16 protein-coding genes are annotated in these 13888 nt (G+C 73.2%); 7 read left to right on the top strand and 9 right to left on the bottom strand.

The annotated features are described in order from the left end of the window. Positions 1–35 precede the first annotated feature (35 nt). From crcB (E1265_RS22585) to E1265_RS22565, 5 genes are read right to left on the bottom strand one after another with little or no spacing between them, the layout of a single operon-like run. On the bottom strand, positions 36–395 hold the full coding sequence (gene crcB / locus E1265_RS22585) for a fluoride efflux transporter CrcB (protein ID WP_132932733.1): 360 nt from the start codon (positions 393–395) through the stop codon (positions 36–38). A gap of 7 nt (positions 396–402) precedes the next feature. Beyond that, positions 403–717, bottom strand: coding sequence for a DUF190 domain-containing protein (locus E1265_RS22580; RefSeq protein WP_165953842.1), 315 nt, complete (start codon positions 715–717; stop codon positions 403–405). Beyond that, on the bottom strand, positions 714–1157 hold the full coding sequence (crcB, locus tag E1265_RS22575; RefSeq protein ID WP_132932731.1) for a fluoride efflux transporter CrcB: 444 nt from the start codon (positions 1155–1157) through the stop codon (positions 714–716). The genes E1265_RS22580 and crcB (E1265_RS22575) overlap by 4 nt, the downstream gene beginning before the upstream one ends. Positions 1158–1195: 38 nt before the next feature. Continuing rightward, positions 1196–2362 (bottom strand): rod shape-determining protein, encoded by a 1167-nt coding sequence (locus E1265_RS22570; RefSeq protein ID WP_132932738.1) that lies wholly within the window; start codon positions 2360–2362, stop codon positions 1196–1198. Positions 2363–2399: 37 nt separating this feature from the next. After that, positions 2400–4391, bottom strand: a complete 1992-nt coding sequence (locus tag E1265_RS22565) for an ABC transporter ATP-binding protein (protein ID WP_132932729.1) — start codon at positions 4389–4391, stop codon at positions 2400–2402. Between the two features lie 148 nt (positions 4392–4539). On the opposite strand from E1265_RS22565, the gene E1265_RS22560 reads away from it, so the two are divergent. The 6 genes from E1265_RS22560 to E1265_RS22535 all read left to right on the top strand — a co-directional run bounded on the left by E1265_RS22560 (position 4540) and on the right by E1265_RS22535 (position 9106). After that, positions 4540–5061 carry a hypothetical protein gene (locus tag E1265_RS22560; RefSeq protein ID WP_132932727.1) on the top strand — a complete coding sequence of 174 codons (522 nt, stop codon included), beginning with the start codon at positions 4540–4542 and terminating at the stop codon, positions 5059–5061. 32 nt (positions 5062–5093) lie between these two features. After that, positions 5094–5930: a DUF4097 family beta strand repeat-containing protein gene (locus E1265_RS22555; RefSeq protein WP_132932726.1), complete on the top strand. Its 837-nt coding sequence runs from the start codon at positions 5094–5096 to the stop codon at positions 5928–5930. A 36-nt stretch (positions 5931–5966) separates the two neighbouring features. Then, positions 5967–6929 (top strand): ATP-binding cassette domain-containing protein, encoded by a 963-nt coding sequence (locus tag E1265_RS22550; RefSeq protein WP_132932724.1) that lies wholly within the window; start codon positions 5967–5969, stop codon positions 6927–6929. Continuing rightward, positions 6926–7720, top strand: coding sequence for an ABC transporter permease (locus E1265_RS22545; protein ID WP_132932722.1), 795 nt, complete (start codon positions 6926–6928; stop codon positions 7718–7720). The genes E1265_RS22550 and E1265_RS22545 overlap by 4 nt, the downstream gene beginning before the upstream one ends. Before the next feature lie 106 nt (positions 7721–7826). After that, entirely contained in the window at positions 7827–8564 is a 738-nt protein-coding gene (locus tag E1265_RS22540; RefSeq protein WP_243741020.1) for an isopentenyl transferase family protein, read from the top strand. An 80-nt stretch (positions 8565–8644) separates the two neighbouring features. Next, a complete protein-coding gene (locus E1265_RS22535) occupies positions 8645–9106 on the top strand; it encodes a MarR family transcriptional regulator (RefSeq protein ID WP_132932720.1) in 462 nt (153 codons plus the stop codon). 71 nt (positions 9107–9177) lie between these two features. Here the strand turns inward: E1265_RS22535 and E1265_RS22530 are convergent, their stop codons facing one another. Next, the gene (locus E1265_RS22530; RefSeq protein ID WP_132932718.1) at positions 9178–9558 is read right to left on the bottom strand and encodes an SH3 domain-containing protein; all 381 of its coding nucleotides are present in this window, start codon (positions 9556–9558) and stop codon (positions 9178–9180) included. A 246-nt stretch (positions 9559–9804) separates the two neighbouring features. Between E1265_RS22530 and E1265_RS22525 the strand changes: the two genes are divergently transcribed. Further along, positions 9805–10209: a nuclear transport factor 2 family protein gene (locus tag E1265_RS22525; protein WP_132932716.1), complete on the top strand. Its 405-nt coding sequence runs from the start codon at positions 9805–9807 to the stop codon at positions 10207–10209. Between the two features lie 188 nt (positions 10210–10397). Here E1265_RS22525 and E1265_RS22520 read toward each other — a convergent pair whose 3' ends face one another. From E1265_RS22520 to E1265_RS22510, 3 genes are read right to left on the bottom strand one after another with little or no spacing between them, the layout of a single operon-like run. Then, positions 10398–11177 carry a DJ-1/PfpI family protein gene (locus tag E1265_RS22520; protein WP_132932714.1) on the bottom strand — a complete coding sequence of 260 codons (780 nt, stop codon included), beginning with the start codon at positions 11175–11177 and terminating at the stop codon, positions 10398–10400. Beyond that, positions 11174–12178, bottom strand: coding sequence for a DJ-1/PfpI family protein (locus tag E1265_RS22515; RefSeq protein WP_132932712.1), 1005 nt, complete (start codon positions 12176–12178; stop codon positions 11174–11176). The genes E1265_RS22520 and E1265_RS22515 overlap by 4 nt, the downstream gene beginning before the upstream one ends. Before the next feature lie 47 nt (positions 12179–12225). Further along, complete coding sequence (locus E1265_RS22510) at positions 12226–13620, bottom strand: cytochrome P450 (RefSeq protein ID WP_132932710.1); 1395 nt, start codon at positions 13618–13620, stop codon at positions 12226–12228. Positions 13621–13888: the final 268 nt, after the last annotated feature.

Raw genomic sequence — 13888 nt, 5'->3', positions numbered from 1 at the left:
GGTGGGGACAGGACACCGCACGACCCCCCGCCGCGTCAGGCCAGCGTCGTGCCGACGGCCACGCCGGTGAACGTCGCGCCGAGCCCGAGGGCCACGTTGAGGAGGACGTTCGTCGTCGCCAGCGCCCAGGCTCCCGTCTCGGCCAGCCGCAGGCACTCGTAGGAGAACGTCGAGTACGTCGTCAGCGCCCCGCAGAGACCCGTGCCGAGCAGCAGCCGCAGGTCCTCCGAGGGGGCCGCGCCCGTCAGGACGCCGAGCAGCAGGCAGCCGGTGACGTTGACGGCCAGCGTGCCCCAGGGGAAGACCGCGTCGTGGCGCCACTGCACCGCGCGGTCCGTCAGGTAGCGGAGCGGCGCGCCGACCACGCCGCCCCCGATCACCAGCAGCCAGTGCACGGTCGGCTCACCGCCCCACCACCTCGACGTGCTCCACCGTCGCCAGGCCGCGCCCGGCGAGCAGCCCGGTCAGCTCGGGCAGAAACGCCCGCACCCGTTCCTCCGCGTCCACCACGATCACCGCCACCGGCAGCTCCTCGCTCAGCGAGAGCAGCCGCGCCGTGTGCACCACCGAGGACGCGCCGAAGCCCTCGACGCCCCTGAAGACGCTGGCGCCGGCCAGCCCAGCCCGGTGCGCGCGGTGCACGACCTCGGTGTAGAGGGGGCGTCGCCGCCACGCGTCGTTCTCGCCGAGCAGGACGGTCAGCCGCAGGGTCCTCACGCGTGCCGCGCCAATCGGCGGGTCGCCGCCGCCGCGCCCAGGACGGCGGCGAGCGCGCCGGCCAGGGTGAGCAGCAGGTAGCTCACGGCGGTGAGCGCCCGTCCGTCCGTCAGCTGCCGTTCGATGTCCTGCGAGTAGGTGGAGAAGGTGGTGAAGCCGCCGAGCAGGCCCGTGCCGAGGAACGGCCGCACCAGCCGGTGCGCCGTCCACACCTCCGTGATCAGCACCATCAGCACCCCGATCAGCGCGCAGCCCACCACGTTGACCAGCAGCGTGGTCCAGGGGAAGCCGTCGGCCGGGGTCGGCCAGAGCAGGCCGGCGCCGTATCTGGCCGCCGCGCCGAGGCCGCCGCCGAGCGCGACCACCGTCAGCACGGACCGCTGCCCGCGCCAGAACGACGGCGCGGGCAGCGGCCGGGGTGGCGTGGTGGCGTTGTCCATGTTCCGGCATCCTAGGCCGGGCGGCCCAGAGCGTGTTCTCAGGTCATGCTCGTCGGCTCCGGCATCGGGTCGGCGAGGCCCTCGTCGAGGCCGGCGCCGGTGGACGTGCCTGACGCCTTGCCCGACGCCTTGACCTGGCGTCGGAAGCGCCGCTTGAGGTCGCCGCCGCCCGACTCGTGGCGTTTGAAGTTCGGCTCGGCGATCTCCCGCTGCCTGAACCGGCCCTCGAGCATCGTGCCGAGGCCCATGACCGCGCAGAGTCCCGGTTCCTCGGCCACGTTCACCGGCATCCCGGTCGACTGTCTGATCATCTGGTCGAGCCCCGGCAGCCCGGCCGCGCCGCCGGTGAGCATGACGCCCCGGTCGCCGAGGTCGGCCACCAGGTCGGGCGGGCAGCGGTGCAGCACGGCGCGGATGGTGTCGAGGAGCGCCGTCAGCGGCGGGGTGACGGCGGCGCGCAGGGACCGCGGGTCGATCTTGACGGTGCGGGCCAGGCCGGTGGCGACGTCCCGGCCGGCCACCTCGGCGATCTGGTGGACGGGGTCGGCCAGCGCCTCGTGCAGCGGCCGCACGGCCTGGCTCGGCAGCAGCAGTTCGTGCTCGTTGCGCAGGTACTGCATCAGCGCCCGGTCCACCGTCTCGCCGCCCATCGGCACCTTCTCGGCCGCCACGATCGCGCCGAGCGACAGCACGGCCACCTCCGTGGTGGCCGCGCCGCACTGCACGATCATCGTCGCCTCCGGTTCCTCGACCGGAAGGCCACAGCCCACGGCCGCCGTCACCAGGCTGTCCACCAGCTCGACCCGGCGGGCGCCGACGCCGACCAGCGTCTCTAGCGCCGCGCGCCGCGCCAGCGGGTCGGCGTCGTGCGGGATGCAGACCGCGGCGCGCAGCAGCGGCTTGCGCCGCCAGGCGCGCCGCAGCTTGTTGCCGACCATGGCGCGCAGCATCCGCTGGGCGACGTCGATGTCGACGACGGTGCCGTTGGTGATCGGCCGGATCACGCGGATGTTGGCGGGGGTGCGGCCCGACATCCGTTCGGCCGGGGCGCCTACGGCGATCAGCGCGCCGGTCTGGGTGTTGACGGCGACTACCGAGGGTTCGTCGACGATGAGTCCCGACTGCTTGAGGTAGACGCGGGTGCGGGCGGCACCGAGGTCCACGGCCAGGGTGCAGCGGCGAAGATGATCAAGACTGAGGGTCATACTGGTCATCTTGTGTGTATGTGGGTGGGGATGCCCGTCATTGTGCGCCGACCGGAGTAGACGGCGCGTCAGACGCCGCGTCGGACCTCGCGTCCGACCTCGCGTCAGACGCCGCGTCGGCCCTCGCGTCGGACCTCGCGTCGGACGGTGTGTCGAGCACCGGCCGCTCCGGATCGGCGAACTGCGTCGCGTGCAGTTCCGCGTACCGCCCGCCGGCCGCCAACAGCTCGTCGTGGGTGCCGCGTTGGACGATCCGACCGTCCTCGACCACCAGGATCTGGTCGGCGGCCCTGATGGTCGAGAGCCGGTGCGCGATCACCACCGAGGTGCGGCCGGCCAGCGCCTCGGTCAGCGCCTCCTGTACCGCCGCCTCCGAGGTCGCGTCCAGGTGCGCGGTCGCCTCGTCCAGGATCACCACTCGGGGCCTGGCGAGCAGCAGCCTGGCGATGGTCAACCGCTGCCGCTCGCCGCCCGAGAGCCGGTAGCCGCGCTCGCCGACCACCGTGTCGAGGCCGTCCGGGAGCGCCGCGACCAGGTCGTCCAGCCTGGCCCTGCGCAGCGCCTCCCAGAGCTCCGCGTCGTCCGCGCCCGGCCTGGCGAGGCGCAGGTTGGCGCGGATGGTGTCGTGGAAGAGGTGGCCGTCCTGGGTGACCATGCCGAGCGTCGCGCGCAGCGAGTCGGCGGTCAGCTCCCGCACGTCGATGCCGCCGACGCGCACCGTGCCGGCGTCCGCGTCGTAGAGGCGCGGGAGCAGCTGCGCGATGGTGGACTTGCCGGCGCCCGAGGAGCCGACGAGCGCCACCAGCTGCCCTGGCTCGGCGCGGAACGAGACGCCGTGCAGCACCTGCTCGCCGCCCCTGGTGTCCAGCGCCGCCACCTCCTCGAGCGAGGCGAGCGACACCCGGTCGGCCGACGGGTAGCCGAAGTCCACGTCCTCGAACTCCACCCCGACCGGACCCTCGGGCACCGGCCGGGCGTCGGGCGCCTGCCTGATCAGCGGCTCGAGGTCGAGCACCTCGAAGACGCGCTGGAAGCTGACCAGCGCCGTCATCACCTCGACCCGGGCGCTGGCCAGGGCGGTCAGCGGCGCGTAGAGCCGGGTGAGCAGCAGCGCGAGCGCGACGACGGCACCGGGGTCGAGGCTGCCGCGCAGCGCGTAGTAGCCGCCGAGGCCGTAGACCAGGGCGAGCGCCAGCGCCGAGACCAGGGTCAGCGCGGTGACGAACGTCATCTGCAGCATCGCCGTGCGGATCCCGATGTCCCGCACCCGGCCGGCCCGCAGCGCGAACTCCCGGGACTCGTCGGCCGGCCGCCCGTAGAGCTTGACCAGGGTGGCGCCCGGCGCCGAGAACCGCTCGGTCATCTGCGTCGCCATCACCGCGTCGTGGTCGGCGGCCTCCCGCGAGAGCCTGGCCAGGCGCGCGCCCATCCGGCGGGCCGGCAGCACGAAGACGGGGAGCAGCAGCAGCGCGAGCAGGGTGATCTGCCAGGAGATGGAGATCATCACGCCGAGCGTGAGCAGCAGCATCACCAGGTTGCCCGCCACCCCGGAGAGCGTGTCGCTGAACGCCCGCTGCGCGCCGATCACGTCCGAGTTGAGCCTGCTGACCAGCGCCCCGGTCCTGGTCCTGGTGAAGAACGCGATCGGCATCCGCTGGATGTGGTCGAAGACGGTGGTGCGCAGGTCGAGGATCAGGCCCTCGCCGATCCGCGCGGACAGCCAGCGGGTGAGCAGCCCGAGGCCGGCCTCGGCGACGGCGATCCCGGCGATCAGCAGCGCGAGCGTGACGACCGTGCCCTGGTCGTGTCCCTCCGTGATGGCGTTGACCACCTGGCCGGCCAGCACCGGCGTCGCCACGCCGAGTACGGCGCCCGCGACGCTGAGGACGAGGAACCAGCCGAGCTCGCGGCGGTGCGGGCGGGCGAAGGTGCCGATCCGCCGCAACACGGCGCGGGAGAAGGGGCGTTGGTCCTCGGTCGCGTGCCGGGCGTTGTAGAGGGCGTGCCAGGCGGTCATCTCCATGCTCATGATGCCCAGCGTAGAAGTTCAACATTGCTTGAGGTCAACCCTCGATAGAGGCCGCGTGGACGGGGTGGCGCCATCGCGCCGCCAATGGCGTCGCTTGATGGCGCCATTCGCTTGCCTGTGGCGCCACTATGGTGCCATGATGGCGCGCATGGACCTCACCCCCTACGTAGAGAACCTCAGGCGCGATCTCGCCGTCGCCGCGGAAGCCGGTGGCGAGGAGGCCAGGGCGGTGGCCGAGCGGCTCACCGCGGCCCTGGAGTCGGCCGCCCGCCTCACCCTGCTCAACGCGCTCTCCGCCGCCATGGAGGAGGTGACGCGCGACCTGGCCCCCGGCTCGGTCGACGTCCGGCTCCGCGGCCTCGACCCCGAGTTCGCCGTGACGCCACCGCCCTCGCAGGAGAGCTACCAGGCGCCCCGCGAGGAGCCGCTGGCGCCGGCCCCGCCCCCGCCGCCAGCGGACGGCGAGGAGGGCGGCACCGCCCGCGTCAACCTCCGCCTCCCCGCCCACCTCAAGGCCCGCGTCGAGGACGCAGCCAGCCAGGACGGGCTCTCCGTCAACTCCTGGCTGGTGCGGGCCGTCGCCGCGGCCCTCGACCCGGGCAGCCGCGGCCGGCCATCGGAACGCCCCCGTCGCGTCGGCGGCGACAGCTTCACCGGCTGGGTCCAGTGACCCGCGCTCCTCGACCGGAAGGGACCCCCGCCATGCCGCGCTTCGAAACCCCCAAGCCCATCGCCGTCGGCCTCGAGTTCGACATGGGCTTCGCCCTGATCGTCGCCGGCGACCGCGCCGACACCGTCGTCGAGGTGCTGCCCGCTGACGAGACCGACGAGAACGACGTCCGCGCCGCCCGGCAGACCAGGGTCGACTTCACTGGCGGCACCCTGACCGTGAAGGGCCCGAGGAAGCGCAGCGTGTTCGGCAGGACCGGCACCATCCGGGTCCGCGTCGAGCTGCCCGCCGGCTCCCGGCTGCGCGCCAGCTCCCCGATGGCGGACTTCGTCTGCACCGGCCGGCTCGGCGAGTGCCTCATCAAGACCTCGGCCGGCGACATCCGGGTCGAGCACGCCGACGCCGTCAACCTCCGCACCAGCGTCGGCACCATCACCCTCGACCGGGTCGTGGGCGACGCCGAGATCAGCGGCTCGGGCCGGGTCGACGTCGGCGAGCTCGGCGGTGCCGCCATCGTCAAGAACCTCAACGGCGAGACCACCATCGGCGAGGTCGCCGGCGAGCTGCGCGCCAGCTCCTCCAACGGCCGGATCGCCGTCGGCGTCGCCCGCGCCGGCGTCGAGGCCCGCTCGGCCAACGGCGGCATCCGCGTCGGTGAGGTCACCCGCGGCACCGTCAACCTGCAGACCTCCCTCGGCGACATCGAGGTCGGCATCGCCGAGTCCACCGCCGCCTGGCTCGACGTCACCTCCCGGGCCGGCGGCGTGCACAACGAGCTCGGACCCGCCAAGGGCCCAGGCGAGGCCGCCGACACCGTCGAGGTCCGCGCCCGCACGGGATTCGGCGACATCGTCATCCGCCGCGCCTGACCAAGATCCGCGACGACCCGAGAAGGGAAGCCCCAGATGCCCCCCGCCGCGATATCCGCCCACGGCCTGCGCAAGTCCTACGGCGACAGGACCGTGCTCGACGGCATCGACATCGAGATTCCAGAGGGCACGATCTTCGCCCTGCTCGGCCCCAACGGCGCCGGCAAGACCACCACCGTGGGGATCCTCTCCACCCTCGTTCCCTCCGACGGCGGCGAGGCCAGGATCGCCGGCCACGACCTGGCGGGCGATCCCGAGGGGGTGCGCGCCGCGATCGGCGTCACCGGCCAGTTCGCCGCCGTGGACGACCTGCTCACCGTCCAGGAGAACCTGATCCTGATGGCGGACCTGCACCACCTCGGCCGTGCCGAGGGCCGCCGCCGCGCCGCCGAACTCCTCGACCGCTTGGAGCTGACCGAAGCCGCCGCGAAGCCCGCCACCACCCTCTCCGGTGGCATGCGCCGCAAGCTCGACCTCGCCATGACGCTGATCGGCGACCCCGGGATCATCTTCCTCGACGAGCCGACCACGGGCCTCGACCCGCGCAGCCGTCGCACCATGTGGGAGATCATCCGCGACCTGGTCGACGACCGTGGCGTCACCATCTTCCTCACCACGCAGTACCTGGAGGAGGCGGACCAACTCGCCGACCGGATCGCCGTGCTGGACGGCGGCCGGCTGGTCGCCCAGGGCACCGCCGAGGAGCTGAAGCGGCGCATCCCCGGCGGCCACATCCGCCTCCGCTTCACCGAGCCCCGTGAACTCGCCGCCGCCAGCCGCGTGTTCGACCTGGCGGAGCCGGACGCCGAGTCGCTGACCCTGCGCGTGCCGAGCGACGGCTCCCTCCCCACGCTGCGCGCGGTACTCGACGTCCTCGACGCCGCGTCCGTCCAGGCCACCGAACTCACCGTCCACACCCCCGACCTCGACGACGTCTTCCTCGCCCTCACCGGCTCTTCCCGCCGCCCCGCCGACCCGGAACCGGAGACCACCCGATGAGCACGCTCGCCCTCACCGTGACGGACTCGGCCACCATGCTGCGCCGCAACCTCCGGCGCGCGCTCCGCTACCCCGCCATGACCTTCTCGGTCCTGCTGATGCCGATCATGATGCTGCTGCTCTTCAACTACGCGTTCGGCAGCGCCCTCGGCACCGGCATCAACACCATGGGCGGCGTCGGCGACGGCGAGTACATCGACTACGTCGCGCCCGGCATCATCCTGGTGACCGCCACCTCGGGGGCCGTCGCCACGGCCGTCAGCGTCTGCGTCGACATGACCGAGGGCATCGTCAACCGCTTCCGCACCATGTCGGTCTCCCGCGCCGCGATCCTGGCGGGTCACGTCGTCGGCAGCGTCCTCCAGACCATGATCGCGCTGGTCCTCATCGTCGGCGTCGCCCTGGCCATCGGCTTCCGGCCGAACGCCAACGCGCTCGAGTGGCTCGCCGCGTTCGGCCTGCTCGGCCTCGTCACCCTGGCCCTCACCTGGCTGGCCGCCGCGATGGGCCTGGTGGCCAGGACGCCGGAGTCGGCGAGCAACACCCCGCTGCCGCTGACATTCCTGCCGTTCCTCGGCAGCGCGATCGTCCCCGCCGACTCGATGCCCACGGCGATGCGGTGGTTCACCGAGTACCAGCCGTTCACGCCGATGATCGAGACCCTGCGCGGCCTGCTGATGGGCAGCGAGATCGGTTCCAACGGCCTCGTCGCCCTCGCCTGGTGCGTCGGCCTGACCCTCCTCGGCTACCTCTGGGCCCGCGCCGCCTTCGCCCGCGCCACCCGGCGGTGAGCCGCTCGCCCGGCGGGCGAACTACTCGGCACCGGGTGACTCCCCGTGGAAACCGCGCTGCCCTATGGTCGAGGGTGGCGAGGCGGATCAGTCAGAGGGGGAAGCCGTGTCAGACTCCGACGCGGAAGGCGCACAGTTCATCCATATCGTCGCGGGCCCCACGGGGGTCGGGACGGGCGCGGCGGCCACCGGGCTGGCCCGCGCCACGGGGGCGCCGATCGTGGTGGCGGACCGGATCCAGTGCTTCACCGACCTGGCGACCACCAGCGCCAGGTCGGAGGGCGAGGCGGCCGGCGTCGAGCGGGTCTGGCTGGCCCGCCGGACCGTGGCGGACGGGGACTTCTCGGCCGCCGACGCCCTCGAGTCGCTGATCGCGACGCTGCGGGCGCTCGGCGAGCGGCATCCGTTACTGATCGTCGAGGGCGGCTCCATCTCGCTGCTCTGGGACTTCGCCGAGCTGCTGCCCGAGCTCGGCTTCCGGGCCACGGTGCGGCTGTCGCGCATCGGCGACCGCCAGGAGTACGTGGCCCGGCTGACCCACAGGGCGCGGCGCATGCTGGCTCCCGAAGGGCCGGAGGCGAGCACCCTCGAAGAGCTCGCCATCGCGTGGAAGAACGTCGACCAGCGGTCGTTCGTGGCCTCCGTCAACGGATTCGAGGCGATCCTGGAGTGGTGCGCCACGCACTCCGTGGCCGTGGAATCCCTGGCCTCGGCGGCGCTGAGCGAGGAGCAGGTGGACGAGCTGGCCCGGATGATCGCCATTCGGCACGCCGAGCACGGGGTGCTCCAGGACCGGATCTTCTCCATGGTCTTCGACGCCTTCGAACCCCTGGCCACGCCCTGACGTGACGGCTTGATCTCAAGTGGGCTTGAACTCCTACGGTCGAGTCGTTCAGGACAGGACGTGGGAGAGGAGCGCGGGACATGGCGACGATCAGGGAGTACTCGGCGGAGGAGCTGGCCGCCCAGCCCATCGGGTGGTGGAGCGGCGAGGTGTCCCGCCGGGTGGTCGGGAGCCTCCGGGAGGCGCTGGCCGTGGAGGGGCTGACCCAGCCGCACTGGTGGACGCTCAACCACGCCGCGGGGGAGCCGGGGCGCTGGTCGCGGGCGGCGCTGACCGAGCGGCTGCGGGCCTATGACGACCAGGGGACCGACTTCGACGCCGTCTACGACGACCTCGTCGCGCGCGGCTGGTTGACGGAGGGACAGGACGGGATGCGGCTCACGGCGGAGGGGGAGGCCGGGCGGTTGCGGGCCCGGGAGCGGAACCTCGCGATCCACCGCCGCACCCATGAGGGCGTGACCGAGGCCGACTACGTGACCACCGTGAACGTGCTGCGGCGGATGGTGGCCAACCACGGCGGCGAGGGGAACCTGCCCGACTGAGGCCCGTGGGCCGGTCGCGTGACCGGCCCACGGCCCGTGTTCAGCGGGTCGGTGCCTCAGCAGTCGGTGCCTCAGCAGTGGGCCGAGACGCCCCCGGTCTCGTTGCCCTTCAGCAGGCCGCCCCAGATGTAGTTGCCGTCCGAGAGCCGAACCCACTTGTTGTGCGCGATGCCGCTGCTGTCCGACACGTGGCCGCCCTCGAGCCAGCACACGCCCGACAGGCTCTGGTTCGCGCCGACGGTGTAGGCGACGCCGTAGTCGGTGCCCGGGCCGGTGCGGACGTTGCCACCGGTCCAGGTGGTGATGGAGCTGGCCGCCGACACCGAGTTGGTGGCCGCGGCCCGCTCCAGCGGCGCCGCGCCGCCGGCCACCGCCGTGCCGGCCATCGCCCCCGCGACGAGGGCCAGGCTGGCGACGGCCAGGGTGAGGCTCCGCCGGTGTACCTTGCGCATGGATTCCTCCTCTGTGCGGGCCCTGTGCCCGCTTGGTCGGTCGTGTGGAGGAATGCCCCCGGCGTTCGTTGCGGAAACGAGGCACGCGCGTGCGGAGAGTGACGCTACGCGGGTAGTCAACGCCATGGCTTGGCGGCGACCCGCGCGCGTGCCGGACGGCGTTTGCCGTGCCGGCCGGGCCGCGGCTGAGTACCGTACCGGGGAAGGACGGGGAACTCCCCGGCAGGGCGCTCCGGAAGGATTGCGATGGCACTGACCGCCGAGGACCGCGCCGCCGTCACCGATCTGGTCTTGCTGCACGGACACCTGGTCGACGCCGGCGAACTCGACCGTCTGGACGAGCTGTTCACCGAGGACGTGACGTACGACGTCACCGACCTGGGCGGTGGCCCTCTCCAGGGGCTCGCCGCCATCCGGGAGGCGGCGCTGGCGATGGGCGAGCTGAACCCGGTGGCCCACCACGTGACCAACGTCGTGCTCACCGAGCTGTCCGCCGACCGGGTGCTGGCCCGCTCCAAGGGCCTCGGCGTCCGGTTGGACGGCACGGTCGGCAGCGTGACCTACGAGGACACGGTGACGCGGACGGCGGCCGGCTGGCGCATCACCCATCGCGTCGTGCGGGCCCGCCGCACCCCGCTCAGCGCCGGCTAGGTCCTGTCCTGTCGATCTTGTCGGATCAGCCCGCGGCGTCAGACGCGGTGCATCGCAAGGCGCCGGATCGCAGCTCATACTTGGCCGTATTCGCGCGATTCGGTAACGCAGCGAGGTGCCGTGTATGGCGTCGCGGGCCCGGCAAGATCGGCAGGACAGGCCCTAGCGCGACCGGCGCGCCGGCGGCGCTAGACCTGTGACTCCTCGATCAACCGCAGGGCGAGCGCCTTGAGTTCGGGGCTTGCCTGGGCCGCGTTCCCCGCGTCGAACGGCGGGCGCGGGTCGTACTCGACGGCCAGCTGGATGCCCTGGGCGACGGTGTCGCCGGCGAGTTGGGCGGCCAGGTGGAGGGCCATGTCGAGCCCGGCCGAGACGCCGGCGGCGGTGACCACCTTGCCGCTGCGCACCCAGCGTTCCGGCACGTAGACCACACCGAACTCGGACTCCAGATAGCCGGCCGAGGCCCAGTAGGTGGTGGCGCGCTGCCCGGCGGTGAGGAGTCCTGCGGCGGCCAGCACGAGGGCGCCGGTGCAGACGGAGGTCGTGAAGCGGGTGTGGCGGTGGACGCGGCGGACGAAGTCGAGGAGCGCCTGGTTCTCCATCGCGCCGATGGTGCCGCGGTTGCCGGCGCCGGGGACCACCAGCACGTCGAGGCGGTCGACTTCGGCGAAGGAGCGGTCGGCGAGCACCGCCACGTCGCCGGTGTCGGTGCGCACCGGGCCGCGGCGCTCGGCGACCATCGTCACGGTGGCGTCCGGTAGCCGGGACAGGATCTCGGCCGGCCCGGTCGGGTCGAGCAGGCTGTAGCCGTCGTAGAGCAGGATGCCGATGCGGGGGCCCCGCGCGGCGCCGGTCGCGTTCCGGCCCGCGGCCTGGGCGGCGGCGGGGCCCAGGGAGGGGGCGGCGGCCAGCGCGGTCGCGGCGGCGGCGCCCGCCAGCACGGTCCTGCGGTTCGCGTGGATTCTCATGGCGCCGGAGTCTGGCGCCCGACGGCCGCCCGTGGTCGGGGCATGTCCGTCATCCTGCGGATCGTGTCCCCGGTCATGCCGTAGTGGTCGAGGAACGCCTGCCGCAGCGTGGCGGCCGAGGCGAACCCACAGCGGCGCGCGATGGCGTCGAGCGGCAGCCGGCTGGCGCGCGTCAGGTGCGCGGCCGACTCCGTGCGCACGGCGCGCACGGCGCGCGCCGGGGTGGTGCCGAGGTGTTCGACGAAGAGCCGGGTGAGGTGGCGGGTGCTGACGCCGGCCCTGGCGGCGAGCGCGGCCGGCGACAGGTCGCCGGCCAGGTGCGCGGCGATGTACCCGCTGAGGTCGCGCACCAGCCGGTCCCCGGGCGGCGGCGCGGCCAGGAACATGCTGATCTGCGCCTGGTCGGCCGGCCGGTGCAGGTAGGTGACCAGCTCGCGGGCGACGTTCCTGGCGAGCGTCGGGCCGTGGTCGTCCTCGATCAGCGCCAGGGTGAGGTCCAGGGCGCTGGTGACGCCGCCCGAGGTGTACACGTCGCCGTCCCTGATGTGGATCGGCCCCGGATCGACGGCCACCTCCGGGTATCCGGCGGCGAGTTCGGGGGCGTACCGCCAGTGTGTGGTCACCCGCCGCCCGTTGAGGAGCCCCGCGGCGGCCAGCAGGAAGGTGCCCGTGCAGACGGCGGCGACCCGGCGGCTCACCGTGGCGAGCCGCCTGACCTGCGCGACCAGCGCGGGGCTCGCCGCCGCGGGCCCGTGCCCGAGGCCGCCGACCACGAGCAGCGTGTCCAGCGGCCCCCGCACGTCGGCGAGTCGCCGCCCGCCGCCGAGGCCGATCCCGGACGAGCTCCGCACCGCCCCGCCGCCGAGCGTCCCGAGCTCGACGGCGTAGGGCGGCGTGGCCCGGTGGTGGTTGGCGATGTCGAGGGCCCCGCTCGGGCAGGCGACATCGAGGATCTGGGCGTCGTCGTAGGCGACGATCAGCACGCGGCGCGGCTCAGCCATGCGGCCGATACCATCACGCCCCGTCCGTCCACCGGCAGGCCCCCGGCTCAGGCCGGCGGCTGTTGGCGGGAGGCGAGGCCGGCCAGGAAGCGCCAGAGCCGGGAGCGGGAGCGCCGCGCGGGTGGCGTCGCGGTCGTCGCCTGGGCCGCGGCGGGCGGCGGCGCGGCCTCCACGACCGGCAACGGGGAGGCGCCAGCCAGCAGGCGGAAGCGCACCGGGAGCGACTTCACGCCGTGCGCGTACGGCGAGGAGCGCCAGGGGATCTGGTCGACGGGCAGCATCAGGTCGAGCTCGCAGTGGTCGAGGAGCCGGCTGACGGCCGTGGTGGCGACCATCTCGGACAGCTCCTGGGCCGGGCAGTGGTGGACGCCCGCGCCCCAGGCCAGGTGGGCCCGCGAACTCTTGAGGCCGTCGTCGGTCAGCGCGGCCGCGAACACCGGGTCGCCGTGCGCGGCGGCGACGGACGGCATCACCGGATCGCCGGCCGCTATCCGGTAGCGGCCGAGCCGCACGTCCGAGACGGGGAAGCGCAGCGGCAGGTTGGCCCAGGGCGGCGAGGCCATCTGCACGCGGTTGACCAACTCGCCGTAGGCGCCGCTCCGCAGGCTCTGCCAGGCCTGGTCGCTCGCCCCGCCAAGCGCCTCGAGCAGGGTGTTGGTGACGGCCTGGCCTATGTAGTCGGAGTAGACGATGATCGCGTACAGCTCCAGGGCGATCTGCCGGTCCGACAGTTCGGGCGCGGCGGCGATGAGGCGGCTGGTCAGGTCGTTCCCCGGGTGTTCCCGCTTGTGCTCGGCCAGTTCGGTCGTCGCCGTGATGAGCCGCCTGATGGCCTCGTTGGCGTCCGGTGCCGCGTCGGCCATCCGCCAGGCGTCCATGACCATGTCGTCGCCGCGCTCGACCGGGAAGCCGAAGAGCCGGTTGAGCACCATCAGCGGCAGCGGGCGCGCGAACTGGAGGGAGAGGTCGACGAATCCGCTGGAGCCGCCGGCGGTGAACAGGGCGATCAGCTCGTCCGCGTGCCGCTCGACGGCCAGCCGCAGCTCGATGGCCTGCGGCTGGTCCGGGTCCTGGAAGGGGCGCAGGGCCGACTCGACGGCCGCCCGGGTGGCGGTGCGCCGTTCGTCGTCCTGGTGCAGCAGGTGGTCGACCCGGTAGCCGGCGAGCATGGGCCAGTCCTCGGGGACCCGCCCCTCCCGCAGGGCCCGCCAGTGCCCGGGGTCGACCTTCCAGACGGACTCGTCGCGCAGCACCTGGGTGACCTCGTGGTAGCCGATCACCAGCCACGCGGGGACCCCGTAGAGGTCGACGGGGGCGACCGGCCCGTGCGCGGTCCGCAGCCGCTCGTAGACCAGGGCGGGGTGGGTCTCGTAGTCCCTGGTCATCAGGGGTGCGGTGGGCAGTGAGTCGAGCTCGGACGGGGCGGTCGGGCGCGGTTCCATGACGATGTTCCCTTGATCATCTCCTCGGAGGGCGAACAGCCTAACGGCCATTCGTGGCTTAGCGGGTGATGCGTTCGATAACGACATCGACGGTTCGCGGGCGGCAGATGGCGGCGTGTCAGGACCCGTCGTCGTTCGGCGGGTTTCCTCCCTTGACCGGCCGGATGGGCGTCTCTACCGTCCGCCCTGTCCCAACCGTTCGCAGTTCCGAAGTTCGTTCGAGTATCGGACCTCCTGGAGCCGCCATGCCCCCCACACCCACCCCCAC

The sequence above is a fragment of the Streptomyces sp. 8K308 genome (assembly GCF_004348315.1).
Taxonomy (GTDB): Bacteria; Actinomycetota; Actinomycetes; order Streptomycetales; family Streptomycetaceae; genus Streptomyces.
The sequence above is the reverse complement of the archived record's forward strand: the minus strand, read 5'-3'. Positions and strand labels throughout refer to the sequence as shown.

Excerpts from the sequence above, each read along its gene's own strand:
- crcB (WP_132932731.1), bottom strand. The coding sequence starts at position 1,157 with ATGGACAACGCCACCACGCCACCCCGGCCGCTGCCCGCGCCGTCGTTC.
- E1265_RS22570 (WP_132932738.1), bottom strand. The coding sequence starts at position 2,362 with ATGACCCTCAGTCTTGATCATCTTCGCCGCTGCACCCTGGCCGTGGAC.
- E1265_RS22565 (WP_132932729.1), bottom strand. The coding sequence starts at position 4,391 with ATGAGCATGGAGATGACCGCCTGGCACGCCCTCTACAACGCCCGGCAC.
- E1265_RS22560 (WP_132932727.1), top strand. The coding sequence starts at position 4,540 with ATGGACCTCACCCCCTACGTAGAGAACCTCAGGCGCGATCTCGCCGTC.
- E1265_RS22555 (WP_132932726.1), top strand. The coding sequence starts at position 5,094 with ATGCCGCGCTTCGAAACCCCCAAGCCCATCGCCGTCGGCCTCGAGTTC.
- E1265_RS22550 (WP_132932724.1), top strand. The coding sequence starts at position 5,967 with ATGCCCCCCGCCGCGATATCCGCCCACGGCCTGCGCAAGTCCTACGGC.
- E1265_RS22545 (WP_132932722.1), top strand. The coding sequence starts at position 6,926 with ATGAGCACGCTCGCCCTCACCGTGACGGACTCGGCCACCATGCTGCGC.
- E1265_RS22535 (WP_132932720.1), top strand. The coding sequence starts at position 8,645 with ATGGCGACGATCAGGGAGTACTCGGCGGAGGAGCTGGCCGCCCAGCCC.
- E1265_RS22530 (WP_132932718.1), bottom strand. The coding sequence starts at position 9,558 with ATGCGCAAGGTACACCGGCGGAGCCTCACCCTGGCCGTCGCCAGCCTG.
- E1265_RS22525 (WP_132932716.1), top strand. The coding sequence starts at position 9,805 with ATGGCACTGACCGCCGAGGACCGCGCCGCCGTCACCGATCTGGTCTTG.
- E1265_RS22520 (WP_132932714.1), bottom strand. The coding sequence starts at position 11,177 with ATGAGAATCCACGCGAACCGCAGGACCGTGCTGGCGGGCGCCGCCGCC.
- E1265_RS22515 (WP_132932712.1), bottom strand. The coding sequence starts at position 12,178 with ATGGCTGAGCCGCGCCGCGTGCTGATCGTCGCCTACGACGACGCCCAG.
- E1265_RS22510 (WP_132932710.1), bottom strand. The coding sequence starts at position 13,620 with ATGGAACCGCGCCCGACCGCCCCGTCCGAGCTCGACTCACTGCCCACC.